Source organism: Massilia sp. CFBP 13721 (genome assembly GCF_014842025.1).
Lineage (GTDB): Bacteria > Pseudomonadota > Gammaproteobacteria > Burkholderiales > Burkholderiaceae_D > Telluria.
This window is the reverse complement of the sequence record NZ_JACYUY010000034.1, coordinates 21,206-46,023: the sequence shown is the minus strand read 5'-3', so window position 1 is coordinate 46,023 and position 24,818 is coordinate 21,206. Positions and strand designations below refer to the sequence as shown.

The 24,818-nt window shown below is 64.2% G+C and carries 23 protein-coding genes and 1 tRNA gene; 14 read left to right on the top strand and 10 right to left on the bottom strand.

Annotated features, from left to right (window positions below):
• Positions 1 to 89: 89 nt before the first annotated feature.
• The 5 genes from IFT60_RS23725 to IFT60_RS23705 all read left to right on the top strand — a co-directional run.
• The coding region (locus tag IFT60_RS23725; RefSeq protein WP_229511131.1) for a putative bifunctional diguanylate cyclase/phosphodiesterase at positions 90 to 2,055 on the top strand (1,966 nt) is incomplete at its 5' end.
• Positions 2,056 to 2,136: 81 nt separating this feature from the next.
• On the top strand, positions 2,137 to 3,651 hold the full coding sequence (locus IFT60_RS23720; protein ID WP_307729709.1) for an SEL1-like repeat protein: 1,515 nt from the start codon (positions 2,137 to 2,139) through the stop codon (positions 3,649 to 3,651).
• A gap of 174 nt (positions 3,652 to 3,825) precedes the next feature.
• Entirely contained in the window at positions 3,826 to 6,591 is a 2,766-nt protein-coding gene (locus IFT60_RS23715) for a M16 family metallopeptidase (protein ID WP_192056445.1), read from the top strand.
• Positions 6,592 to 6,867: 276 nt separating this feature from the next.
• On the top strand, positions 6,868 to 8,100 hold the full coding sequence (locus IFT60_RS23710) for a putative DNA modification/repair radical SAM protein (RefSeq protein WP_192056443.1): 1,233 nt from the start codon (positions 6,868 to 6,870) through the stop codon (positions 8,098 to 8,100).
• Positions 8,097 to 9,581 carry a UdgX family uracil-DNA binding protein gene (locus tag IFT60_RS23705; RefSeq protein ID WP_192056441.1) on the top strand — a complete coding sequence of 495 codons (1,485 nt, stop codon included), beginning with the start codon at positions 8,097 to 8,099 and terminating at the stop codon, positions 9,579 to 9,581. The genes IFT60_RS23710 and IFT60_RS23705 overlap by 4 nt, the downstream gene beginning before the upstream one ends.
• 33 nt (positions 9,582 to 9,614) lie before the next feature.
• Here the strand turns inward: IFT60_RS23705 and IFT60_RS23700 are convergent, their stop codons facing one another.
• From IFT60_RS23700 to IFT60_RS23690, 3 genes are all read right to left on the bottom strand, one after another.
• Positions 9,615 to 10,793, bottom strand: coding sequence for a flagellar assembly protein T N-terminal domain-containing protein (locus IFT60_RS23700; protein ID WP_192056439.1), 1,179 nt, complete (start codon positions 10,791 to 10,793; stop codon positions 9,615 to 9,617).
• Positions 10,783 to 11,334 carry an LPP20 family lipoprotein gene (locus IFT60_RS23695; protein ID WP_192056437.1) on the bottom strand — a complete coding sequence of 184 codons (552 nt, stop codon included), beginning with the start codon at positions 11,332 to 11,334 and terminating at the stop codon, positions 10,783 to 10,785. Before IFT60_RS23695 ends, IFT60_RS23700 begins: the two co-directional genes overlap by 11 nt.
• Positions 11,335 to 11,493: 159 nt before the next feature.
• Positions 11,494 to 11,856, bottom strand: a complete 363-nt coding sequence (locus IFT60_RS23690) for a VOC family protein (RefSeq protein WP_192056435.1) — start codon at positions 11,854 to 11,856, stop codon at positions 11,494 to 11,496.
• A gap of 85 nt (positions 11,857 to 11,941) precedes the next feature.
• Between IFT60_RS23690 and IFT60_RS23685 the strand changes: the two genes are divergently transcribed.
• Entirely contained in the window at positions 11,942 to 12,238 is a 297-nt protein-coding gene (locus IFT60_RS23685) for a helix-turn-helix domain-containing protein (RefSeq protein WP_192056433.1), read from the top strand.
• Between the two features lie 115 nt (positions 12,239 to 12,353).
• On the top strand, positions 12,354 to 13,394 hold the full coding sequence (locus IFT60_RS23680; protein WP_192056431.1) for a TraB/GumN family protein: 1,041 nt from the start codon (positions 12,354 to 12,356) through the stop codon (positions 13,392 to 13,394).
• Between the two features lie 59 nt (positions 13,395 to 13,453).
• Here the strand turns inward: IFT60_RS23680 and xdp1 are convergent, their stop codons facing one another.
• Positions 13,454 to 14,263, bottom strand: coding sequence for an exosortase-dependent surface protein XDP1 (gene xdp1, locus IFT60_RS23675; protein WP_192056429.1), 810 nt, complete (start codon positions 14,261 to 14,263; stop codon positions 13,454 to 13,456).
• Positions 14,264 to 14,462: 199 nt separating this feature from the next.
• Between xdp1 and IFT60_RS23670 the strand changes: the two genes are divergently transcribed.
• Positions 14,463 to 14,536: transfer RNA gene (locus tag IFT60_RS23670), tRNA-Gly, on the top strand.
• Positions 14,537 to 14,583: 47 nt separating this feature from the next.
• Here IFT60_RS23670 and IFT60_RS23665 read toward each other — a convergent pair.
• Complete coding sequence (locus tag IFT60_RS23665) at positions 14,584 to 14,874, bottom strand: hypothetical protein (RefSeq protein ID WP_192056427.1); 291 nt, start codon at positions 14,872 to 14,874, stop codon at positions 14,584 to 14,586.
• A complete protein-coding gene (locus IFT60_RS23660) occupies positions 14,874 to 15,581 on the bottom strand; it encodes an XRE family transcriptional regulator (protein ID WP_192056425.1) in 708 nt (235 codons plus the stop codon). Before IFT60_RS23660 ends, IFT60_RS23665 begins: the two co-directional genes overlap by 1 nt.
• A 126-nt stretch (positions 15,582 to 15,707) precedes the next feature.
• Here IFT60_RS23660 and IFT60_RS23655 point away from each other — a divergent pair, with 126 nt between their 5' ends.
• From IFT60_RS23655 to IFT60_RS23645, 3 genes are all read left to right on the top strand, one after another.
• Positions 15,708 to 15,938: a holin gene (locus IFT60_RS23655; protein ID WP_192056423.1), complete on the top strand. Its 231-nt coding sequence runs from the start codon at positions 15,708 to 15,710 to the stop codon at positions 15,936 to 15,938.
• A gap of 84 nt (positions 15,939 to 16,022) precedes the next feature.
• Complete coding sequence (locus IFT60_RS23650; protein WP_192056421.1) at positions 16,023 to 16,952, top strand: aldo/keto reductase; 930 nt, start codon at positions 16,023 to 16,025, stop codon at positions 16,950 to 16,952.
• Entirely contained in the window at positions 16,949 to 17,614 is a 666-nt protein-coding gene (locus tag IFT60_RS23645; protein ID WP_192056419.1) for a DUF6064 family protein, read from the top strand. The genes IFT60_RS23650 and IFT60_RS23645 overlap by 4 nt, the downstream gene beginning before the upstream one ends.
• A gap of 3 nt (positions 17,615 to 17,617) precedes the next feature.
• Here IFT60_RS23645 and IFT60_RS23640 read toward each other — a convergent pair whose 3' ends face one another.
• Positions 17,618 to 18,736 carry a succinylglutamate desuccinylase/aspartoacylase family protein gene (locus tag IFT60_RS23640; RefSeq protein ID WP_192056417.1) on the bottom strand — a complete coding sequence of 373 codons (1,119 nt, stop codon included), beginning with the start codon at positions 18,734 to 18,736 and terminating at the stop codon, positions 17,618 to 17,620.
• 205 nt (positions 18,737 to 18,941) lie between these two features.
• Between IFT60_RS23640 and trmB the strand changes: the two genes are divergently transcribed.
• Entirely contained in the window at positions 18,942 to 19,622 is a 681-nt protein-coding gene (gene trmB, locus IFT60_RS23635; RefSeq protein WP_192056474.1) for a tRNA (guanosine(46)-N7)-methyltransferase TrmB, read from the top strand.
• A 76-nt stretch (positions 19,623 to 19,698) separates the two neighbouring features.
• On the opposite strand, the gene IFT60_RS23630 is transcribed toward trmB, so the two are convergent.
• The 3 genes from IFT60_RS23630 to IFT60_RS23620 are packed head-to-tail and all read right to left on the bottom strand — an operon-like array spanning position 19,699 to position 23,702.
• Positions 19,699 to 20,973 carry a sugar MFS transporter gene (locus tag IFT60_RS23630; protein ID WP_192056415.1) on the bottom strand — a complete coding sequence of 425 codons (1,275 nt, stop codon included), beginning with the start codon at positions 20,971 to 20,973 and terminating at the stop codon, positions 19,699 to 19,701.
• 31 nt (positions 20,974 to 21,004) lie between these two features.
• On the bottom strand, positions 21,005 to 22,828 hold the full coding sequence (gene recQ / locus IFT60_RS23625; protein WP_192056413.1) for a DNA helicase RecQ: 1,824 nt from the start codon (positions 22,826 to 22,828) through the stop codon (positions 21,005 to 21,007).
• A gap of 28 nt (positions 22,829 to 22,856) precedes the next feature.
• Complete coding sequence (locus IFT60_RS23620) at positions 22,857 to 23,702, bottom strand: undecaprenyl-diphosphate phosphatase (RefSeq protein WP_192056411.1); 846 nt, start codon at positions 23,700 to 23,702, stop codon at positions 22,857 to 22,859.
• Positions 23,703 to 23,900: 198 nt separating this feature from the next.
• Here IFT60_RS23620 and IFT60_RS23615 point away from each other — a divergent pair, with 198 nt between their 5' ends.
• Together IFT60_RS23615 and IFT60_RS23610 are read left to right on the top strand one after the other, a co-directional pair.
• Entirely contained in the window at positions 23,901 to 24,377 is a 477-nt protein-coding gene (locus IFT60_RS23615; protein ID WP_192056409.1) for a hypothetical protein, read from the top strand.
• A 65-nt stretch (positions 24,378 to 24,442) separates the two neighbouring features.
• Positions 24,443 to 24,649 carry a hypothetical protein gene (locus IFT60_RS23610; RefSeq protein ID WP_192056407.1) on the top strand — a complete coding sequence of 69 codons (207 nt, stop codon included), beginning with the start codon at positions 24,443 to 24,445 and terminating at the stop codon, positions 24,647 to 24,649.
• Positions 24,650 to 24,818: the final 169 nt, after the last annotated feature.

Genomic DNA, 24,818 nt, shown 5'->3' with positions numbered 1-24,818 from the left:
TGCTGCTGGTCGACGACGAGCCGCGCCTGCTCGCCTCGCTCTACGAATTGCTGCGCGACCGCGGCTTCGATCTCACCACTGCCGGCTCNCCACCAGATCATGGACTTCATGAACGAGCGCGGCGTCGATGCCGACGTGATCGTGATGAGCGGCGAAGTCGGCATCGACGCGGCGATCGGCGCCCTGAAGCGTGGCGCCTATGACTACCTGCGCAAGCCCTACAGCCGCGAAGAGCTGATGAAAACGGTGGGCAATGCGCTCGAACAGCGCCGCCTGGCCGTCGCCAATGCGCGCATGGCGCAGCAGCTGGAAAACTCCGAAAAGATGTACCGCTACCTGGTCGACAGCTCGCCGGACATCATCTATACCTTGAACCACGAAGGCCGCTTCACGTTCGTCAACGACCGCGCCTACCAGCTGCTGGGTTTTTCGCGCGATGAACTGATCGGCAAGCATTACTCGATCCTGGTGCACGACGAAGACCTGGAGCGCGCGCGCTACGTGTTCAACGAGAGACGGGTCGACGAACGGGCCTCGCGCAACGTCGAGCTGCGTTTGAAATGCCGAGGCGCCAGGAGCAACAGCGGCGACCGGACCTTCAACAACACCCTGATGACGATCTCGCTGAACTCGATCGGCATGCACGTGCCCGACAGCGAAGTGCAAAAGCTCGAATTCTTCGGCACCTATGGCGTGGCGCGCGACGTCACCGACCGCAAGCGCGCCGAAGAGGTCATCTCCTACCAGGCCTACCACGACATCCTGACGGACCTGCCGAACCGGATCCTGTTCAAGGACCGCCTCGGCCTGGCCGTGATCCAGGCCAAGCGCAAGCTGACCGAACTGGCGGTGATGTTCATCGACCTGGACCGATTCAAGCTGGTGAACGACACCCTTGGCCATGTCAAAGGGGACGAGCTGCTGCAGCAGGTGGCGGTGCGCCTCAAGGCATGCCTGCGCAAGGGCGATACGCTGGCGCGCCAGGGCGGCGACGAGTTCACGATCGTGCTGCCCGAATTGCGCGACCGCGAAGATGCGCGCATCATCGCCGACAAATTCCTGGAAAGCCTGCACCGGCCCTTCGACCTCGACGGCCACGAAGTGCACATCTCGGCCTCGATCGGCATCGCCATCTATCCGGGCGATGGCGAATCGATCGACGAACTGTTGAGACACGCCGACATCGCGATGTACCAGGTGAAAGCGCTGGGCAAGAACGGCCACAGCTTTTATCACGACTCGATGCTCGACGCCTCGCATCAAAAGATCGCGCTCGAGCAGGCGCTGCGCCGCGCGCTCGAGCACAACGAGCTGGAGATGTACTACCAGCCGCAGATCGACTCGACCAGCGGGCGCATCGTCGGCGCCGAGGCGCTGATGCGCTGGAACCACCCGACGCGCGGGCTGCTGTCGGCCGGCGAATTCTTGCCGTTCGCCGAAGAGAACGGCCTGATGCTGCCGATCTCGGACTGGATGATCGGCGCGCTGTGCCGCGACATGCTGCAATGGAACCTGGCCAGCGGGCAGGCCGTGCGGCTGTCGCTCAACCTGTCGCCGCAATACCTCGACCGCGGCGACTTTTTCGAGAAGATGCGCGGCGCCCTGGTGCGCTACGGGATCTCGCCCGCCCAGATCGAAGTCGAGATCACCGAGAACATCTGCATCCGCAATCCGCAATATGCGATCGAGCAGCTCAATAAACTGTGCCAGCTGGGCGTGTCGGTGGCGATCGACGACTTCGGCACCGGTTATTCATCGCTGTCTTACCTGCACCGCTTCCCGATCCACACGATGAAGATCGACCAGTCCTTCGTCAAGGAGATCCACGACGCGCAAGGGCATTATCCGGTGATCCTGGCGATCATCTCGATTGCGCGCGGCCTGAACCTGCACCTGGTGGCCGAAGGCGTCGAGACCGAGACGCAGGCGGACTACCTGCGTTCCAACGGCTGCGAGACCATGCAGGGCTACCTGTTCCACCGCCCGATTTCGCTGTCCAGCTTCATTGGCGTGCTGCGCGGCCAGGCGTCGCCGGCGGCCGCGCTGCGCGCCTGATCCGCGTCCATGGACAGTGCGGCCGTGCCTGGAGCCGGCGCCGGTGAACGTCATACAGCCGCGCGTCATACAGCCGAATTTTTGCGCGTAAAAGCCCTGGCCGAGCGGGGTGTCGCCAGTGCCCAGCACCAGCTCGGCTTCATGTACGTCAGTGGCCAGGCCGTGCCGCGCAACGAGGCACTGGCCGTCGAGTGGTACCGCAAGGCCGCCGCCGCCGGCCTGGAGCAGGCCCAGTACAACCTCGGCCTGATGTACCAGAAGGGGCAGGGCGTGACCCAGGACCAGGCGCAGGCACTGCACTGGTACCGCTGCGCGGCCGAGCAGGGCTATGCGCCGGCCCAGTACAACCTGGGCTGGATGCATGCCAAGGGCCAGGGCACCGCGGCCGACGTCGGCCAGGCGCTGCACTGGTTCAGCCAGGCCGCCAACCAGGGCGACCCCGGCGCCCAGCACAACCTCGGCATGATGTTCGACGGCGGCAAGGGCGTGGCCCAGGACACGGCGGCGGCGACCGGCTGGTACCGGCGCGCGGCCGAGCAGGGCCATGCGCGTTCGCAGTTCGCGCTGGCGCTGCGCTACGACAGCGGCCAGGGCGTCGCGCGCGACCCGGCGCAGGCGCTCGACTGGCTGCGCCGCGCCGCCGATCAAGGCTATGCGCCGGCCCAGTTCAACCTCGGACTGCGCTTCGACAAGGGCCAGGACGTCGGCCAGGACAGCGTGCAGGCGATCGACTGGTACGAGCGTGCCGCGCACCAGGGCCACGCCAGTTCCCAGTTCAACCTGGCCCTGATCCACGACAGCGGCCATGGCGTGCCGCGCGACGAGGCGGCCGCATTGACATGGTACCGGCGCGCCGCAACCCAAGGCCACGCCGCCGCCCAGGACAACCTCGGCCTGCGCCACGAGCATGGCCAGGGCGTGGAACGCGACCCGGCGCAGGCTGCGCACTGGTACCGCCTCGCCGCCGTCCAGGGTTTGCCGTCTGCGCAATACCACCTGGGCCAGCTTTACGATAGTGGCAACGGTGTCGACCCCGACCCGGCGCAGGCGCTGTACTGGTACGAGCAGGCGGCCGAGCAGGGCCACCTGCGCGCCCAGTTCGATCTCGCCCTGCGTTATGAGTCGGGCAGCGGCGTGGCGCAAGACCCCGCGCGCGCCCTGGCCTGGTACCGGCGCGCGGCCGACCAGGACTACGCGCCGGCCCAGCACATGGTGGGCGTGCTGCTCGACCGGCTGGAAGCCGGCGACCCCAGGGAGGCGGCGCACTGGTACCGCAAGGCCGCCGATGGCGAATATGCGCTGGCCCAGTTCGCGCTGGCGCTGCGTTACGACAGCGCCCACGGCGTCGAGCGCGACTACGAGGCCGCCCATTTCTGGTACCTGCGCGCCGCGCGCCAGGGACATGCGCGCGCGCAGTTCAACCTGGGCGTGATGTATGCGGCGGGGCAGGGGACCGGTCGCGATGCGGTGGCGGCCTACGCCTGGCTGGCGCGCGCCGACGCGGCTGGCGTGGCGGGCGCGGGCGCGTACCTGAAGAAGGTCGCGGCGCGCATGGATGCGGGGCAGCTGGAGATGGCACGGTCTGCTGCTGCTTGAACGCGTGAACGGCAGAGCCGTCCACCCTACGAACTTTTCTCGCAGGGACGTAGGGTGGGCGGGTCCCCCGCCCACGCGTTCAACGCACACATGCATATCTAAAAGCCTGCCGGGGATGGAAGGACCACAGTTAAAATGCCTCCCACAACAACCACACGCTGTCTACGGAGCCCCATGAACAAACCCCTTCTCGCCGCGCTGGCCCTCGCCTTCGCCTCGACCGTCGCACTGCCCGCACACGCCGCGCCGGCAACAGCCGCCAAAGCCGCACCGTTCGACCGCAAGGCCTACACGATCAACTACAAACAATTCGTGCTGCCCAACGGCCTGACCCTGGTCGTGCACGAAGACCACAGCGTGCCCGTGGTCGGCGTGAACATGTGGTACCACGTCGGTTCGCGCAACGAAAAGCGCGGCAAGACCGGTTTCGCACACCTGTTCGAGCACTTCTTCTTCAACGGCTCCGAAAACTACCCGCACGGCTTCCGCGAGGCGATGGATGACCTCGGCGCGAACAACCGCAACGGCACCACGAATACCGACCGCACCAACTTCTTCGAAGACGTGCCGGTGTCGGCGCTCGAGCGCACCCTGTTCCTCGAATCGGACCGCATGGGCTTCCTCGGCAACTACATCTCCAAGGAGATGCTCGAGCGCGAACGCGGCGTGGTGCAGAACGAAAAGCGCCAGGGCGAGAACCAGCCGTATGGCCGCGTGCGCAACGAGATCGGCGCCAAGATGTACCCCTATTCTCACCCGTATTCGTGGTCGACCATCGGCTCCATGGAAGATCTGTCCGCCGCCTCGCTGGAAGACATCCGCGAGTGGTACCGCACCTACTATGGCCCGAACAACGCGGTGATCTCGCTGGCCGGCGACATCACGCCCGAAAAGGCGCTCGAACTCGTCACCAAATACTTCGGCGCGATTCCGCCGGGCCCGCCGCTGCCGCGCACCGAGACCTGGATTCCCCAGCTCGAACGCAACATCCGCGACGAGATGGAAGACCATGTGCCGCAGGTGCGCATCTACCGCAGCTGGCACGTGGCCAACTGGAAGGATGCCGACACCCCGCGCCTGGCGCTGCTGGCGGAGGTGCTGGCCGGCTCGAAGAGCGCGCGCCTGGATAAACGCCTGGTCTACGACAAGGGCCTGGCGACCACGGTCAGCACCTATGTCAACGATGCGGAACTGGGCGGCACTTTTAACATTGTCGCTACCGTGAAACCGGGCGCCGATCCGCTCGAGGTGGAGCGCGAGATCGACGCCATCGTCGCCGACCTGCTGGCCAAGGGCCCGACCGCCGCCGAACTGGCGCGCGTAAAAACCCGCACCCTGTCCGACTTCTCGCGCAGCATCGAGCGCCTGGGCGGCTTCGGCGGGCGTTCCGACGTGCTGGCCGAGAGCATGACCTATGGCGGCGCGCCCGACGCGTATCTGACGCGCCTGGAGCAGCTGGCCACGGCCACGCCAGGCGAGGTCAAGGCGGCCGGCAACCGCTGGCTGCGCTCGAACCACTACACGATGACGGTGCGTCCGTTCGCGAAACTGGCGGCCGTGAAATCGACCATCGACCGCAAGGTGCTGCCAGGCCTGGGCGAGGCGCCCGACGTCAAATTCCCGGCCATGCAGCGCGCCCAGCTGAAGAACGGTTTAAAGGTGATCCTGCTCGAACGCCACACGGCGCCGATCGTGAATGCGACGCTGGCGGTCGATGCCGGCGTGGCCTCGGACAGCACGGCCAAGGCCGGCGCCGCCTCGCTCGCGCTCGACCTGCTCGACAAGGGCACCAAAACGCGCGACGCCTTTGCGCTGTCGGACGCGCTGGAAAACCTGGGCGCACGCCTGGCGACCGCCAGCAGTGCCGACCAGTCGCTGGTGCGCCTGCAGGCGACCGCCGCCAACCTGGCGCCGTCGCTCGCCATCATGGCCGACGCCGCGCTCGCCCCAAGCTTCCCGCAAGACCAGTTCGCGCTGCAGAAATCGCGGCGCATGGCGCAGATCGGCCAGGAAAAGGCGCAGCCGAACAGCCTCGCCATGCGCGTCGTCCCGGCCCTGCTGTACGGCCAGGAACACGCCTACGGCAAGCCTGCCAGCGGCACCAGCGCCAGCGTCGACGCCATCACGCGCGACGACCTGGCGCAGTGGCACGCCAGCTGGTTCCGTCCGGGCAGCGCGACCCTGGTCGTCGCCGGCGACACCACGATGGACAAGTTGCTGCCGGCGCTGGAAGCGTCGTTCGGCCGCTGGGCCGCCGGTACAGCACCGGCCAAACCGGCAGCGGCGCTGGGTGACACGACCGGCAAGAAGGTCTACCTGATCGACAAGCCGGACGCGCCGCAATCGACCATCGTCGCCGCGCACCTGTCGCTGCCCTACGGCCAGCCGGAAGATCTCGCCATCGAGCCGGTGATGCACAACTTCGGCGGCATCGCCACCTCGCGCTTGAACCGCAACCTGCGCCTCGATAAACACTGGAGCTACGGCACCAATGCGCGCCTCTCCGAAGTGCGCGGCCAGCGCAGTTTCATCACGATGGCGCCGGTGCAGACCGATAAAACGGTCGAGGCGATGCGCGAAGTGGCGAACGAGGTCAAGGGCGTGGCCGGTGCCCGTCCGCTGGTCGGCGCCGAATACGAAAGCATCATGCGCAACATGACCTCGCGCCTGGCCGGCCGCTTCGAGACCCTGGGCGCGCTGGAAGCGGCGGCGCTGGCGAGCGTTAACCTGAACCTGCCGGAGAATTACTGGAGCGGCTATTCGGCCAACCTGAAGGCGCTGACGCCGGCGCAGCTGGGCCAGGCGGCGGGACAATTCGTCCAGCCGGAGAAGGTGGTGTGGGTGGTGATTGGCGACCTGCGCAAGGTGGAAGCGGGCATTCGTTCGCTGGGCTGGGGCGAAGTGGTCGTGCTGGACCAGGAAGGAAAACCAGTCCGGTAATCGACTTGACGGTCCGCTGATATTGGAAACATCGGCGGACCACTCAATGTAGGGTGGACACCTGTGTCCACGCGGTCGTGCCGTGACGTACCGCCGACATAACTGGCAGTCGCATCGCATGCATGATGCGTTTCGATTGCGCAACCGTTCTACCGCGTGGACTCAGGAGTCCACCCTACAACGGCGACCCGCCTTTGTCCCGGCACCAACCTGTACCGCGCGCCGTACATATCCGGGCTGGTTTATACTGTACACCCATACAGTTTCTCCATTCCGATGAAACTTTCCGACAAGCTCGAAATCCTGGCGGACGCCGCCAAATACGACGCCTCCTGCGCCAGCAGCGGTGCGCCCAAGCGTGCTTCCGACGGCAGCGACGGTGGCGTCGGCGCCACCACCGGCATGGGCATTTGCCACAGCTATACGCCCGACGGCCGCTGCGTCTCGCTGCTGAAAATCCTGCTCACCAATTTCTGCGTCTACGACTGCCAGTACTGCGTCAACCGCCGTACCTCGAATGTCCCGCGTGCACGCTTTTCGGTGGCCGAAGTCGTGAAATTGACCCACGATTTTTACTTGCGCAATTACATCGATGGCCTGTTCCTGAGTTCCGGCATCATCCAGTCGAGCGACTACACGATGGAGCAGTTGGTTGCCGTCGCGCGCACGCTGCGCGAAGAGCACAATTTCAAGGGCTACATCCACCTCAAGACGATTCCGGACGCCGACCCCTTGCTGATCGCCGAGGCCGGCCGCTACGCCGACCGGCTATCGGTCAACATCGAATTGCCGACCCACGACAGCGTGTCCCGCCTCGCGCCCGAGAAAAACGTCCACACCATCAAGCTGGCGATGGGTTCGATCCGGCGCAAGCTCGACGAAAAGGCGGAGGAGCCGAAGGCGCCGGCCTTCGCCCCGGCCGGGCAGAGCACGCAGATGATCGTCGGCGCCGACGCCAGCGACGACCAGACCATCCTCAATACGGCCGAAACCCTGTACGGCAGTTATAAACTCAAGCGCGTGTATTACTCCGCCTTCAGCCCGATTCCGCAAAGCCCGGACAGCGTGCCGCTGGCGCCGCCGCCGCTGCTGCGCGAGCACCGCCTGTACCAGGCCGATTTCCTGTTGCGCGGCTATGGTTTTACGGCGGGCGAACTGATGCCGGCGGCCGGCAACCTGGCGCTCGACGTCGACCCGAAACTGGCCTGGGCGCTGGCCAACCGCGAGCACTTCCCGATGGACCTGAACCGCGCCGACGCCGAGATGATCGCGCGCGTGCCCGGCATCGGCCTGCGCAACGCCAAGCGCATCGTCGACCTGCGCCGGCTGCGCCGGGTGCGCTGGGAAGATTTGTCGCGCCTGCGCTGCGGCATGAAGAAAATCGCGCCCTTCGTCGTCACCGCCGACTACAAGCCGGCGCAGGGACTGGCCAGTTCCGACCTGCTGCGGCGCCACCTGGGCGCACCGCAGGAACAGATGAACCTGTGGCCGGAGTTGAAGGCGGCATGAACGCGGCGGCCCGCGTCAGTGCCGGCCAACCGCTGGTGGTGTCCGGCTTCCCCGAATGGCGCGCCGCCGCGCGCGACCTCTTGATGCATGACGTGGCGCCGGAACTGGTGACCTGGAACGAGGCGCGCTCTCTTGAAACCGACCTGTTCTCGGGTGCGCCGGATTCTGCTTCTCCTGCGGATAATCCTCCTGACGGCTTGAAGCCGATAAAACCTGCACCTCACATTCCACGCGCGCTGATGGAGATGCTGCAGTCGGCCGCCTGCTGCCGCGTGCCCGACCGTTGGGCTTTCCTGTACCGGGTGATCTGGCGCTGGCAGCACGGCGAGCACGACGTGCAGTCGCCGGCCGATGCCGACGGCGGCAAATTGCACGCGATGGTCAAGGCGGTGCGCCGCGAGGAGCACGACATGCATGCCTATATCCGATTCCGCGAGCGTCCGCTGGACGCCGGCCCGCCGCAGTTCGCCGCCTGGTTCGAGCCGCGCCACGACGTGCTGCCGCAGGTCGCCGAGCATTTCAAGAACCGCATGGGCGGCGTCACCTGGATGATCGGCACGCCCGAGGCCAGCGTTATGTGGGATGGCGCGACCTTGCACCATACGGGGCCCCTCATGAAAAGCGCGGCCGACCTCGACGACGCCGGCGAAGCCCTCTGGCTCACCTACTACCGCAGCATCTTCAATCCGGCGCGCGTGAATGCCCAGCTGATGCAAAGCCATATTCCGTCGCGCTTCTGGAAAAACCTGCCCGAAGGCGCGATCGTCCCCGCCATGGTCAGCAACGCCGAGCTGGGCGCGCGCAGCACCGGCCAGGCCCAGGCCGTCGGACGGCAAAGCGGGCGCACGATCGCGATCGCTCCCGCCGACGCCCAGCCCGAACGCCAGCAACCGTCGAAACTCGACGAATGCCGCCGCTGCGAGCTGTGGCAGTTCGCGACGCAAGCCGTCGGCGGGGAAGGGCCGAAGCAGGCGCAAATCATGCTGGTGGGTGAACAGCCGGGCGACCAGGAAGACCTGGCCGGCAAAGCTTTTATTGGACCCGCCGGCAAGCTGCTCGACCGCGTGTTCGAGAGCGCCGGCCTGGACCGGCGCGAGATCTATCTCACCAACGCCGTCAAGCATTTCAAATGGGAGCCGCGCGGCAAGCGACGCTTGCACAAGACCCCGGCGCAGCGCGAGGTCGAGGCCTGCCACTACTGGCTCGACAAGGAGCTGGCGGCAGTCCAACCGAAGGTGATCGTAGCGCTGGGCGCCACCGCCCTGAAATCGGTTTTGGGGAGCGGCAGTGCAAAACTGGGCGAGTCGCTCGGCAAGGCGATCCGGCACGGGGAGCATTGGGTCGTCACCGTCTACCACCCGTCGTACATCCTGCGCGTGCCGGACGAGGAGACCAAGCACCAGGCGTTCAAGGTGATGGTGGATGGGTTCAAGCTGGCGCAGCAGCTGTTGGAGCGGCCGCCGGAAGAGCCGCCGGCGTAAAAATAACGCGTGACGTCGCGGCCACGGATCGCATCACCGTGGCGGCATCACCGCCACATCGAACCGCACCATATCGCCCGCGCTGACCTGCTTCGCGGCGCCCGGCGGCATCACGGTCCCGATCGCAAACCCCGGCTGCACCTGCACCACCGACAGGGTGCCGACCGGCGTCTCCACGGCGCCGAGCGGCACCAGCGGGTCGGCCCCGTACACCTGCTGGCGCGGGTCGGCGCGGTAGATCACCAATTGGTCTCCCGGCGCCACCGACGAGGTGCTGCCGGCATCGATGAAGATGCGTTCGCCCTGCACCTGCACCACCTTGGCCATGAACGGCAGTGCGCCGATATCGGCGGAAATGGCGGCGATGCCGTCGTCGAGCGCGCGCAGGATCGCGCCGCCGAAGGGCGTGGCGGCAAAGCTGGCGCTGCCGAACGGTTTATCGCGCCCGACGCGGCGCTCGCCGACCTGCTCGACCAGCACCGTGCGCCGTGCAACCAATACCCCGGTGAGGCCATCATGCACGTACAAGGCAATCTCGATGCGACGCGCGTCCTTCTTGACCAGGCCGTAATAGGCCGGCTGCTCGTAATTGCCGGCGTCGACGATTTCGCCCGAGATCACGAACTGGCCCTCGTACATCGATGCCAGGCGGCGCACCGCTGCCGTGTCGCTGCTCGGGCCGCTCACGCCGGGAGAGATCACGTACGGGCTTTCCTTGCCGAGGAATTTGCCGCTGGCGCCCATCCGGCGCAGCAGTTCCTGCGGCAGGCGGGTGGCGATGTCGTCGACGTCGTCCAGCTGCGGCGAGCGGCGCACGCGGAAGGGGGTGACGACGATTTTCTTCTTGTACGCCAGATTGGCGCCGACACGCGGGCGTGCGTCTTCTTCTTTGACGGCGATGCGCACGTGCAGCAGCTGGCCGCTTTGCCATTCGCGCAGCACCGTGTAGCGGTCGAAGTCGGCGGCCGCTTGCACGCGGCTGCTCTCGAACGCCTTGCCGCGCGTGGACGCGCCGGCGGCGACGTCGACGCGGGCGCCGCTGCGCAGGCCCAGCTGTTCGAGGGCATCGCGGATGGCGGCCTGGCGTGCGCGTGCCAGGCCGCCGTCGGCGATCGCGGCCACGCCTTCGGCCTCGGCCGGCGCAGCGGCGGACAACGGGAAGTGACACAGCAGCGCCAGGACGGCGCCGAGAAACCGCAGCTTACTGGGCATGGTAGAACGACGCGCCGTAGGCAGCGCCGGGACCGGCGTTGCCCAGCATGGTGCGGGTGTTCTTTGCCACTGCCGGGGCGGCGTGTGGGGCAGGGTCTCGGGCTGGAACCGGGATGCGCGCCGCATTGGTGTCGAAATCCATCTCCACGGTCGTCTCGTAGGTGCCGTCTTCGCGCTGGGCGACGTTGGTCACGCGCGCGCCACGGATGAAGGCGTCAATATACACCTTGAAACTGTCGTCCTTGAGCGTGAGCGAAGCAACCGTGCTGCCGCCTTCGATGCGCAAGCCATACACCTGTTCGGCCATGGAACGGTAGGCATCCAGGCGCGCGGCGCGCATGGCCAGCAGTTTGCGCTGGGCCGGCGAAACGCGCTCGCATTCACCGTTGCAGGCGGCCATGTTGACGGCGCCGTAGCCGGTGGCGTGCAAGGTAACGATCGCCGGCGGCGCAAACGCGGCCGGCTGGGTGGAGGTGCGCATGCCGCCGCAGGCGGACAGCAGCGAGGCGGCGGCGAAAACGAAGACGGCGGCGAATTTCATGATGGATCCATAATAAGTGCATGCGCGCAGCGGCGCGCGATCACCTGATAACGGCCGCCGGTTCCAGATCTTGATGGATTCAGGGAAATATTTATGCTTCAAACCCGCCCATTCACCGCTTGATTGGCGGGATGTCAAGGTTGATGAAGCCGCCTGAGCTCAGGACGAGGACAGCACGAACTGATTGCCGTCCGGGTCCTTCATGATCGCGTACTCGCCCCAGGGCTGCTTTTGCGGTGGCGACACGAACTCGACTCCGCGGCTCGAGAGCTGGCGGTAGGTCGCCTCGACATCGTCGCAGGCCAGGGAACCGTTGAACTGGCTGCCGATGCGCTCTTCCTGGCCGGGCGGCGTGAACAGCACGAAACGCGTTTCCGATGCGCCGACGCGCAGTTCGATCCAGCGTTGCGGACCGAAGGGCTGGTCGGTGATGACCCGAAAGCCCAGTTTCTCGGTATAAAACGCGAGCGCCGCGTCCTGGTCGCGGGTCGGGATGCTGACGAATTTGATATGGGTGATCATGTGCGCTCCGTAATTGATGGCCCGGCATTCTCGCATGGCAGGCAGCGCAACTATAATCATCGTGACTATACTCTTGGTGATCCGAGTGCCGACTTTTGACCCCTATGTGCTCGACGTGCTGATGCCCGACCTGGTCGGCCACGAACATGCGCCGTCGGCTTTCCTGATCTATTGCTACCTGTGGCATCGGAGCGAAGCGGCCGCTGGACGTGCCGTGCAGCTCAGCTATGCGACGATGGCGCTCGACACCGGCCTGTCGCGCATCACCGCGCAACGCGCCATCGCCTTGCTGCTGCGCCGGCAGCTGATCAGCGCCACCAGCGTCTCGCGCACGGCAGTGCCGAGCTATCTGGTGCTCAAGCCCTGGGCGACGCGCAAGTGATCGGGTGAGAATCAGTGATATTCAATATACATATGGCTCTTGTAACATCTTGTTTCTTGCTTATATCGCTAGATAGCAACACAATGTCCTCCAGCTAACTACCGAGGATGTAAACATGCTGTTGAAACGTGTCGTTACCGCCGTGAGCCTGTGTTTCCTGAGCCTGCCTATCCTGGCGCAGACCGCAGCCGAGCCCGCTGCCCCCGCTGTTGCGGCCCCTGCGGCCACCGAACCCGCGACGGAAAGCGGCGAGCCGCTTCCCCAGCAGGTGCTCGTCTCCGGCAGCCGCCCCGGACCGGGCGTGTGGAAGGTCTCGAAGGATGACCATGTGATGTGGGTGTTCGGCACCTATTCTCCTTTGCCGGCCGGGATGGAATGGCATTCACGCGGCGTCGAAAAGGCAATCGCCCAGTCGCAGGAATACCTGAAGCCGCCGGGATCAAGCATCAGCGTCGGCTGGGGTGCCGTAACGGCCTTGCCGTTCCTGATTGGCGTCAAAAAGAATCCGGATGGTGCGGAACTGAAGGATTTGCTGCCGCCGGAAGTGTATGCGCGCTGGCGTCCGCTGAAGGAGGTTTATTTTGGCAACGACGGCGGCATCGAGCGCGAGCGCCCCTCCTTCGTCGCAGCCGAACTGTCGAACCGCGCACTCAAGCAGGCCGGCCTCACGAGCAGCAACCAGATCGGCAATACCATCGACAAACTCGTCGGCAAGCACAAGCTCAAGGTCACCGATGCCACGGTGCGGGTCGAAGTCAAAGAGCCGGGCAAGGCCGTGCGCGACTTCAAGAAGTCGGCGATGGACGACGTCCCTTGCCTCGCCAAGACCATCGACCGGCTCGACCGCGATCTCGTCGCGATGCGTGCCCGTGCAAACGCCTGGGCCGTCGGCGAGTACGAGGACATCCGCAAACTCGATTACAGCGAACGTACCGCCTGCCAGCAGGCCGTGCTGAGCAGTTCGCTGGCAAAGAACCAGCCGGAACTGCAGACCTTGAACGAACGTTCGCTGGCCGCCTGGGTAGCCGCCGCGGAAAAGGCGCTGGCGACCAACGCGAGCACGTTCACGGCCGTGCACATCAAGGAAATCCTGGACCCGAAAGGGGTGATTGCCACCTTGCAGGCCAAGGGATATACGGTCGAGCCACCTAAATAAACGAAAGGCCGGTCGCGATGCTTCGCGCCGGCCACGATCGTTTGCCAGTCAGGAAACGATTACTTGGCTTGCCATTTGCGGCGTGCGGCAGCAAAGCCGACCAGGGCAATGCCGAACAGGGCGAAGCTGGCTGGCTCCGGCACTTTGGTCGGCGGCACTGGCGGCTGCGGTGGCGGCGTGACGGTAACGAGCTGGCCGCCGAAGCCGTTCAGCTTGAAGTAATCGTTGCCATCGCCGAAGACGCCCGTCACCGGGACGGTCGAATAAGCGGAATTGTAAGCACTGACGAGCCACCAGGAGCCGGTCTTGATGTCGCCGGTGTCATTGAAATTCAGTACACCGTTCGCGCTCGAGCTCAGCGTCGAGTAGTCGCCCACCCAATCCCATCCCGCCGTGCTGTCCAGGCTGGCCACCGTGCTGTTGCCGAGCGTTGGCGCCTGCGTGCCGTTATAGCGCAGGATGCTGACGTCGGCATCGCCGCTGAACCAACCGATCGAAATCTGGTTCAACGCGAAGTTGTTCGCGCCGAAGTTGATCAGGAAGGCATCGGTGCCATTGTAGTTGTCAGCCGCGTGCTGCGAATTCGCCGTGGATTCGCCAGCGGCGAGGATACCGATGCCGGAACCCGCGTAGTAGCCCAGGCTCGCGGCAGCGAACTTGCCGGTACCGGTGTTAGGTGCCGACCATGCCGTCATCGTGCTCGAGTAATTGACATTGGCGACCTTGGTCACGCAGGTGATGGCACTGGTGCTGACGGAACCAGATACGCAGGAAGATTCGTTGAAGGAAATCGGACTAGCTTGAGCCAGGCCATGTGCGGTGACGAAAGCGAGTGTGCAAGCGAACGAGCCGAAGTGACGCAGTTTCATAGTTACCCCTTGGTTATTGTTGTTGCCGTTAAGTAAAGTTCATTTGCATATTACAACAATTATGGCGAGTTTGATCACTCCGCTTGCATTTTTTTAAGTATTTAGGGATTAGTTGCGTGCAGTACACATCACGCCACAATGGGGCAGGGCTGCTGCCAAGCTGGCAACGTTGGGTAAACCGGCGTAGAATGACGGCAACGCGGGTGTAGCTCAATGGTAGAGCCGAAGCTTCCCAAGCTTAAGACGAGGGTTCGATTCCCTTCACCCGCTCCAGTCTTCACGGCGCCACTTTGCGTGCGCGCCGCTGCAAAATCCGCTACTTAGAACGGCAGCGGTTCGTCGCTCTCCGGCGCCGGCAGGGAAATATCGATCTCCTGCAACTGCAGCGTCTCCAGCTGCAGCAATGCCAGCAATTCCCCGGTCTGGAAGGACGCATAGGCGCGAAAGCCATTGGGCTGCACCGACACCAGCATGACCGGCTTGGCCGGAAAGTATTCGGCGACTTTCCTGATGACCGGCTCCGCGGCGCCTTTTACGGTAAACCGCGGTTCGACAAGCGCCACCACGATCGGCGAGCCATGCGGGGCGAACTGAGTGACGTGGATGCGCATCAGATCCGGTCGCTTTCCTTGCGCACCACGCGGCCGATGACCAGGCAGCCATCGCCCTCGCAGGCACGCCGGTAGTAGGTGCGCTGGTCGGGGTTGTCGGAGGCCAGCCACCAGCGCCCGCCATCCTTTTGCATGCGCTTGACGACGGGTTCGCCATTGAAATTGACGGCGAACACCTGGCCGGCCGCCGGCTTGCGGTCGGCGGTGTTGATGACGACGATGTCGTCTTCGTACAGGGTCGGCTCCATGCTCTGGCCCTTGACCAGGATCGCAATCAGCTTGCCCGGGTTGAGTCCCTTGCGCTCGACCCAGTCGCGGCGCATGCCGACCGTGCCGCCGTCGTGCTGCTCGGGTTCGGTCTGGAACCCGGTGACGCCCGCGGACAGGCGCAATTTCACCATCGGCACCTGGATAAACGTGTCGTCGCTGGCGTCGGAGACGACCACGCGCATGGCGCCGGGAAAGAGCGCAGCGGGATCGCTGCCGCGCAAGCCATCGATGATGGCGGCCGGCAAGCTGCGCCCGGTGACCTTGGCGATTGCCAGCAATTGCTGCAGGCTGGGGCTGTGTTTTTCCGTCTCCCAGTGCGAGATGTTCGCCTTGGTATGGCCGCGCGCCGTACCGAGCTCGAAGGCGAGCTTGGTCCCCAGGGCTTCCCCCGACAGGCCGGCTTCCTGCCGCGCCTCCTTGATCCAGTTGGCAATCATCGTTTTAGCTTCCATGGTGAAAGTGTATAGCAAATCTAAACGTGCGAGTATAGAAAAAGTTTACTAATAAGTATAGTATTACTATACCGGAGCTGATCTGGCTCAACGATACGAAGGGGGATGGCGATGAAACTGAATATGGTGGAAATCTCGAGCGTGATTGGTGCGTTCGCATCGATCGGCACGGCACTGACGCTCGAGCGGGTCGGCGTCGCCTCTGGCATCCTCACCGGCTTGACGACCTGCGCCCTGAACGTGTTTTACATGCTGAGGAAGGATGCGCGCGAGCAGCGCCAGGCCGAGCTTGCCATTCGCGAGACCGAGGCGCGGCTGGCGGCGCTGGAGGGAAAGAAGTAGGCACGCAAACGTGCCGCTGTTGTCTCCTCATCCAAACTGTGGTGACATGGCGTGTCGGCAGGTCAGCCTTTAGCAGGAGTACGTATGCAGGGTGTTTACGAAGAACGCAGGAGCCTGCTTCGCGCCGTGCTTGCGGGCGGCGCGTATGCCGCCATGGGGCCGGTATTGGCCGCTACGCCGGTGCCGCTCCTCACGCGGCCGATCCCGTCGTCCGGCGAACTGCTGCCCGTCGTTGGCCTGGGCAGCTGGATCACCTTCAATGTCGGCGACGACCCGGTCGCCCGCGCCCGCTGTACCGAGGTGGTACGGGCGTTTTTCCAGGGCGGCGGGCGCCTGATCGATTCCTCGCCGATGTATGGTTCGGCCCAGGCCGTGATCGGCCACGCGCTCGCGCAATTGAAAATTCCCAAGACGCTGTTCTCGGCCGACAAGGTGTGGACCGGTGCCGGCGCGCGTGGTCCGGCCCAGATCGAGGCGTCGCGCACGCTGTGGGGTGTGCCGCGCTTCGACCTGCTGCAGGTGCATAACCTGCTGGCCTGGGAAGAGCACCTGCGTACCCTGCAACAGATGAAAGCCGCGGGCCGCCTGCGCTACGTCGGCATCACCACCTCCGAAGGCCGGCGCCACGGTGAATTCATGAAAATCATGGAAACCCAGCCGCTCGACTTCGTGCAGATCAGCTACAACGTGCTCGACCGTGAAGTAGAAAACCGCATCCTGCCGCTGGCGCGCGAGCGCAAGATCGCCGTCATCGTCAACCGGCCATTCCGCCAGGGCGACTTGACCGAAGCACTGGCCGGCAAACCCTTGCCCGGCTGGGCGGCGGAGATCGGCTGCACCAGCTGGGCCCAGGTTTTACTCAAATTCATCGTGTCGGAACCCGCCATCACCTGCGCCATTCCCGCCACGTCCAACCCGGCGCATGCGCTGGAAAACATGGGGGCCGCGCGCGGACCGCTGCCGGACGCGGCGCTGCGCCGACGCATCCTTGCCGACGTGAAGCGGCTCACATGAGCGAGTGGTGGACGTATTCGCTGTCGGACCTGCTGATGTTTTCAAAGGCGACGTATTTTCGCCTGTTCGAATTGCACAACCTGGCGCTGTGGCCGGGGCAGTTGCTGGCGCTGGCAGTCGGCATCGCCTTGTTCGCCTGCCTGTGGCATGGCGGCGCCAAAGCAGGGCGCTCGGCGGCGCTGTTGTTAGCATTGGCCTGGCTGCAAGTCGCCTGGACTTATTTCGCCCAGCGCTACGCGACCATCAATACCGGCGCGCCTTATTTTGCGATCGGGTTTGCATTACAGGCCGTGCTGCTGCTGTGGCTGGCCAGCCGGCGCCAGGCGCCGCGGCTGACGGAAGCGGTCGGTTCGCTGGGAAAACTGGCGCTCGGCATTGCCCTGGTCGCGCTGCTGTATCCGCTGCTGGCGCCCCTTAGCGGGCGTCCCTGGACGCAAGGCGAACTGTTCGGCCTGGCGCCCGACCCGACCGCGGTTGTTACCTTTGCAGCCCTGTTGCTGTGGCGTGCGCGCCCCCTCTTGTGGATCGTGCCGCTGCTGTGGTGTGCGATCAGCACGGCCACGCTGGTGGAATTGCGTTCGGGCCAAGCCTGGGTACTGCCGATATTCGCGCTGCTGGCTGCCGGCGCGCGCCTGCTGGCCGCGCGCCGCGCCGCTGCATAAACGCTAAGAACCGAGCAAGTCGCCGGCACGAAAAGCAGTCGCCCCCGCGATCTTGCAGACGTGCATGCCGCGCAGCAGATGACGGTGCGCGGTGCTGGCGAACAACACGCCGCCGTGCTTGCTGCGCACCGGCGTCACTTGCCCCGTTACCGGGTTGACGATTTCGGCCACGGCTTCCTCGGGCGCGACCTTGTCTCCGAGCGTTTTCAGGAACACCAGCACGCCGGAGTGGGGCGCACTTAAAGGCTCGACCGCTTCCAGGGGCGTCGGTGCGCACAGCGCTTGCGGCAGCGGCGCGAGCGGCAGGTCGAGCACGCCGGCGCGCGCCAGGTATTGCAGGATGGCTTGCGCATCCGGCTGCGCCAGTTCATGGCGCACGTCGTTTTCGCCGCGCAGTTCGACGGTGATGGCGATGCCGGCCGGCGGAATCGCGACTTCGGGGCCAAAATGTTCGGCCAGCTCCCACCACAGGCGGCTGCAGGCTTCATCAAACGGTTCGCCGCCCGATTCGCGCGCGAGTAAAACCGCATGCGCGCCCATCAGGTCGGCCAGCGGCTGGACGGCGTCGGCCAGCGGCTCGCCGGCATACATGTGCAGCACCGCTTCGTTATCGCAATGCAGGTCGAGCATGATGTCGGCATCGATCGCCATCGACAGCAGGATTTTTTTCAGCAGCCCGCCGCTGGTGGCCGGGTTCCAGGCGCCGAGCGAGGTGCGCGCATGGGCGCGGATCAGGGCGACGTTGGCATCGGCATCGGTACCGAGCTTGCCGGCCAGCGATTCCTTGAGGTCGGCGGCGACGTGTTTGTAGGCGCGATTAAAATTCACGCCGGTCGACAGGTCGTAGCGGCCGAAGGGCGTACCGTGGATCGTTTGCGACAGGCCGATCGGATTCGCGGCCGGCACCAGGATAATTTCTCCCTTGATGTGTCCTTGCGCATCGAGCCGGTCCAGTTCCTGGCGCAGGTAATGGGCGACCAGCATGGCCGGTACTTCGTCCGCATGCAGCGAGGCCTGGATATACACCTTCTTGCCGGCGCCGGGCGTGCCGTAATGAAAGGAGGTCAACTGGAAGGTCGCGACGTTGTCTTCGATCGCGATCGGGTGTTTGGTCGAATGCATCCACGGGCCTTGGCAGGGTTGGCGAGAGCAGCAATTATGGCGCAGATTGCCTTCTTGACCACACACGCGAGCGGCGCCGCGTGGGTGCTTGTGCCGGTGAAACAGGGCAGCAGCGTAAGCTATAATGTCCGCCCTCCTTTCCTCATTCTCCTCACTTTCATTTCCCATGTCCGCAGACACCCCCGACAACGGCCCGGCCCGTACGATGCTTTACGACCCGACCGAACACCGTATCCGCAGTTTCGTCACCCGCGCCGGCCGCCTGTCGACGGGGCAGGCACGCGCGCTGGAAGAATTCGGGCCGCAATTCCTGGTGCCGTATAAGAAGGAAATGCTCGATTACGCCGCCGCCTTCGGACGCGAAGCGCCGACCATCCTCGAAATCGGTTTCGGCATGGGCGACACCACCGCCCACATCGCGCGCCAGATGCCGGACAAGGATTTTATTGGCGTCGAAGTGCACACCCCGGGCGTCGGCAGTTTATTGAAACAGATCGGCGAGCAGGGTATCCAGAACCTGCGCCTGATCCAGCACGACGCCTTCGAAGTGCTGAACCACATGATTCCCGACGGCTCGCTGGCCGGCGTGCACGTGTATTTCCCGGACCCCTGGCACAAGGCGCGCCACAACAAACGGCGCCTGATCCAGCCAGCCTTCGTGAAACTGCTGTGCGAGAAGCTGAAAACCGGCGGCTATATCCACCTGGCGACCGACTGGGAAGATTACGCGGTGCAAATGCTGGAGGTGCTGGGCGCCGAGCCGGCCTTGCAGAACACGGCCGAAGGGTACGCGCCGCAGCCGGCGTACCGGCCGCTGACCAAGTTCGAGAACCGTGGCCTCAAATTGGGGCACGGCGTATGGGATCTGGTGTTTACCAAGAAATAATCGCAGGACAAGCCCTAGACAAAAAAAAGCCTCCGAACGATTGTCCGGAGGCTTTTTTGTACGCTGGCGCAGCCTGTCAAGCTTTCCGCGGCCGCCGCGCAAATATGCCAAAGCACACGATCACCGCATAGCACAGCGCCGGCACGATCAAGGCCATTTTGAGGCCCACCGTGTCGGCCGCATGGCCCATCAGCAGGGGCACGATCGCACCGCCGACGATGGCCATGCAAATCAGGCCCGATCCCTCGGCCGCGCGCTCGCCCAGGCCTTCGCAGGCGAGCGAGAAAATCGTCGGGAACATGATCGAATTGAACAGGCCGACCGCCAGCAGCGACCAGCCCGACACCATGCCCGTGCTGTTGGCCGACACGAGCAACAGCGTGATCGTCACGGTTGCCGCGCAGGCCAGCACTTTGCCCGGCGAGAACATGCGCAGCAGGGCCGCACCAATGAAGCGGCCGACCATCGCGCCGCCCCAGTACAGCGGCACGTGCTTGCCGGCCGCTTCGGCATCCAGTCCCAGTACGTTCGCTTCCATCAGATAGTTCACGATCACGGAGCCGACCGCCACTTCGGCGCCCACGTACAGGAAGATGCACAGCGCACCCAGCGCGAAACGTGGCTGGCGCAGCAGTTCGAAGGCGCGCAGCATGCTTACCTTCGGCGCCGGCGCTTCGACCAGCTTCTTGCGGTTGTGCCAGACCAGTGCCGCCACGACCACCAGTGCGACAGCGAGGCCGAGATAGGTTTGGACCACGATGCGCGTTTCATCGGCGCGGTACGCGTCCAGCGCCGCGCCCGACAGGGTGGCCGGGTCGATGGTGGCCAGCGAACCGAGGATCAGGATGGCGCCGACATACGGAAAGACGGTCGTGCCAAGCGAATTGAAGGCCTGGGCAAAGGTCAGGCGGCTGTGCGCGGTGTGCGGCGCCCCGAGCAGCGAGATGAGCGGATTGGCCACCACTTGCACGATGGTGATGCCCGAAGCGAGCACGAACAGGGCAACCAGGAAGGTCGGGAACATGCCGGACGAGGAGGCCGGAATGAACAGCAGGCAGCCGGCCGTCATGGTCAGCAGGCCGACGACCGCGGTGCGCATGTAACCGATCCGCCGCACGATCGCGGCCGCCGGAATCGAGACGATGAAATACGCGGCGAAAAACGCCGACTGCACCAGCATCGCCTGTGCATAGCTCAGCGTAAACAGGTCTTTCAGCTTCGGGATGATGACGTCGTTGAGGCTCGTGATACCGCCGAAAATGAAGAACAGGGCGAACACGAAGGTTTGCAGGCTGGCGGCATTGGCCGGCACGCCAGCGGCTGTCGCGCTGGAAGGGGAATCGATGTGCATGGAATAAAATTAATCAGTGCTGCGCAGGGCGCTACAGCATGTCGTTGATGATGCCGACGATGTCGTCGCCGTAGGAAACCAGTTTCTTTTCGCCGACGCCCGTCACGCCGCGCAATTGATCGAGCGACGTCGGTTTGACCTTGGCGATCTCGCGCAGCGTCGCATCCTGGAACACGACATACGCCGGCACGCCATGCGTGCGCGCCGCGCCCATGCGCCAGGAACGCAGGCGCTCGAACAGGGCTTGTTCGGATTTCGACAGCTCCAGTTCTTCGTAGCTGCCTTTGGACGCGGTGAAAGCGCGCTTCGGCTTGACCGGTTTCTGGTACTGGCGCAGCTGCACCTTTTGCCCGCCTTTGAGTACCGGACGCGCGGCGTCGGTCAGCTTCAGCGAACTATAGGATTCATGGTCGACCGTGACCAGGCCCAGCGCGATGGTCTGGCGTACGAGCGCGCGCCATTCCTGCTCGCCCATGTCCCTGCCGATGCCGTACACGGACAAGGAATCGTGGTGCCACTGGCTGATGCGGTCGGTCTGCACGCCGCGCAGCACGTCGATCACGTGACCGGCGGCAAAGCGCTGGTCAACCCGGTAGATGGTCGACAACAGTTTTTGCACCGGCACGGTCGCATCGAAACTCACCGGCGGGATCAAACACGTATCGCAATTGCCGCACGGCCCCGAGCGCTCGCCGAAATAGTCGAGCAGGCGCATGCGCCGGCAACTCAGGGTTTCGCACAAGCCCAGCATGGCGTCGAGCTTCATCGACAGCACGCGTTTAAACGTTTCGTCGGCTTCCGACTCGTCGATCATGCGCCGCTGCAGCACCACGTCCTGCAAACCATAGGCCATCCAGGCGCTGGCCGGGGCGCCGTCGCGGCCGGCGCGGCCCGTTTCCTGGTAATAGCCCTCGATACTTTTCGGCAGATCCAGGTGGCAGACGAAACGCACGTCCGGCTTGTCGATGCCCATGCCGAAGGCGATCGTTGCCACCATCACGATGTTTTCTTCGCGCAAGAACTTGGCCTGGTTCTGGGCGCGTTTCGCATGCTCCATGCCGGCGTGATAGGCCATCGCGCGGATGCCGTGCTCGTTCAGGAAGTCGGCGGTTTCCTCGACCTTTTTGCGCGACAGGCAATACACGATGCCCGAATCACCCGGGTGTTCGGTGCTGATGAAGTCGAGCAGTTGCTTGCGCCCGGTGGTCTTTTCGACGATCGAATAGCGGATGTTGGGGCGATCGAAGGACGAGACGAATTTGCGGGCGTCGTCCAGCTGCAGGCGATGCGCGATCTCGTCGCGCGTCTGCTGGTCGGCTGTCGCCGTGAGCGCGATGCGCGGCACGGTGGGAAATTGCTCGTGCAGGATCGAGAGCCGGATGTATTCCGGACGGAAGTCGTGCCCCCATTGCGACACGCAGTGCGCTTCGTCGATTGCGAACAGCGAGATGCGCGAATCGTGGAACAGGTCGAGGCAGCGCTGCGTCATCAAGCGCTCGGGCGCCACGTAAACGAGGTCGATTTCGCCGGTGCGCACCAGGCGCTCGATGCGCAGGGTTTCCTCGAAGGTCTGGGTCGAATTCAGGAAAGCGGCGCGCACGCCGACTTCTTCCAGGGCGTCGACCTGGTCCTGCATCAGCGCGATCAGCGGAGAAATGACCACGCCCACCCCCTCGCGCAGGAGCGCGGGAATCTGGTAGCACAGCGACTTGCCGCCGCCGGTCGGCATCAGCACGAGGGCGTCGCCGCCGCTGGCGACGTGATTGACGATGTCGGCTTGCTGCCCGCGGAAAGCCGGGTAACCGAAGACGGTTTCCAGCAGGTGTAGGGCGCGCGCTTCCAGTTCGGTGGTCATGATAGGGAGTTTAAGTATTGCCGCCGGCTTATTCCGCCCAGTGCACCAGGTCGTAATGCGCGGTGACGAGCACGATGATGCCGAACACGATACGGTACCAGGCGAAGATCGTGAAGTCGTGCGAACTGATGTAGCGCAGGAGCCAGCGCACGCACAGGAAGGCGGAGATGAAGGCGGACAGGCCGCCGATGCCGAACATCGGCAGGTCGGCCAGCGACAGCAGGGCGCGTTCCTTGTAGACCGAATAGGCGGTGGCGCCGAGCAGGGTCGGAATGGCGAGGAAGAACGAGAATTCGGTGGCCGCCTTGCGCGACAGGCCGAACAGCATGCCGCCGATGATGGTGGCGCCTGAACGGCTGGTGCCGGGAATCAGGGCAAAGGCCTGGGCGCAGCCGATTTTGAGGGCGTCCAATAAAGTCATATCGTCGACGGTTTCGACCCGTGCAGCATGCGGCAAGCCCTGTTGCACGCCTTTGGGACGACGCTCGACCCACAGGATCACCAGCCCGCCGATGATGAAGGCGAGCGCCACCGGCACCGGCTTGAACAGCTCGGCCTTGATGGCGTTGGCGAACACCAGGCCGAGCAGGGCGGCCGGCAGGAAGGCGACGACCACGTTGACGATGAACTTCTGCTGGCGCCGCTCGGTGAACATGCCGCTCAGTACGCGTGCGATGCGCTCGCGGAATTCCCAGATCACGGCCAGCATGGCGCCGGCCTGGATTGCGATCTCGAAGACTTTGACTTTCTCGCCCGTAAAATTCAGCAGGCTGCCCGCCAGGATCAGGTGACCGGTGGACGAGATCGGCAGGAACTCGGTAAAGCCCTCGACCAGGCCCATAATGATCGCCTTGATGGCGAGAAGAATATCCATGAAATGCTTTGTCTGTTGTAGGGTCGGACTGCGGAACGAATTGGAACGCGGAAGAATTGCGCGGGGTCGAAGCTTACCACGAGCAAGGCCCTAACCGTCGAGCCAGGCAGCGGCGGCCAATGAATTTTATGGCGGAAATATTGAGGTTTTGCCAGCGTGTTCAGGCCGCATCGGCCGTCCGCACAATATCCAAGGCCAATGCGCCACGACGCCAATCGCGTGCTAGACTGGGTTCATGATTCACTCTGCCGTTCAACGATGAGTATTGTTGCAATCCTGGTCTTGCTGGCGGTTGCATGGTCCGCCCTTGCCATAGGACAGATCCCCAATCCTTTCCGTGCACGTACTTCCCAGGCCCGCCTGTGGCGCCGCGCCTTTCCTTCTGCCTCGAAACGGCAAATCGGCGAATTCCTCGCCCTGTTCGCCGACGCATTTTCCTTCCGCGCCACTGAAACCCAAAAGTTTCGTCCCGACGATCAATTGTTGGGCGTATATCGTGCCCTCAATCCCGCCAAATGGATCCCGGAATCGAAGGAAGTCGAGCGCCTGGCCAACGAATTGCGCAACCGCTACGACGTGGCGCTGGCCGATATCTGGGACGAACGCATGACGCTGGGCACCCTATTCGCCCATGTGCAGCAGAAGAAGCGCGGCGGCCATCAGCGCGCCGCCTGACGTACATACCGAATAAACAGGCGCGCGCCACTTGAACGCGCATTGTCAATACGCATCTATTGGCAATGCTGAAACAAAAACTCAACTGGCGCCGGCCCCTGTTTTATTTGCTGCTGCCGATTTTATTGATCATGGTGTTCCTCGGCTTTCCCTTGCCAGTGGCGCCGCCGCCCGCCATCAAGCCGGGGCAGGAGATCTCGACGACGGTGAAAAAGAAGAAGCGGACGAAGGTGCGCGGGCTGGTGCTGCCGCAGGATGAGGGTGAGAAATAAGGGTGCGGTTTGCTTTTTGACGCGGGGTTGTTGCCTGCCGGGTTATCGGTAGGTTGAATTCCGGTGGGCATGCCCACCCTACGGAGACGCCGCAGTCCGAACCACATCCTCGTAGGGTGGGCATGCCCACCGTACACGAGACGCCGCTGTCCGGACCCGCAGCCTCATC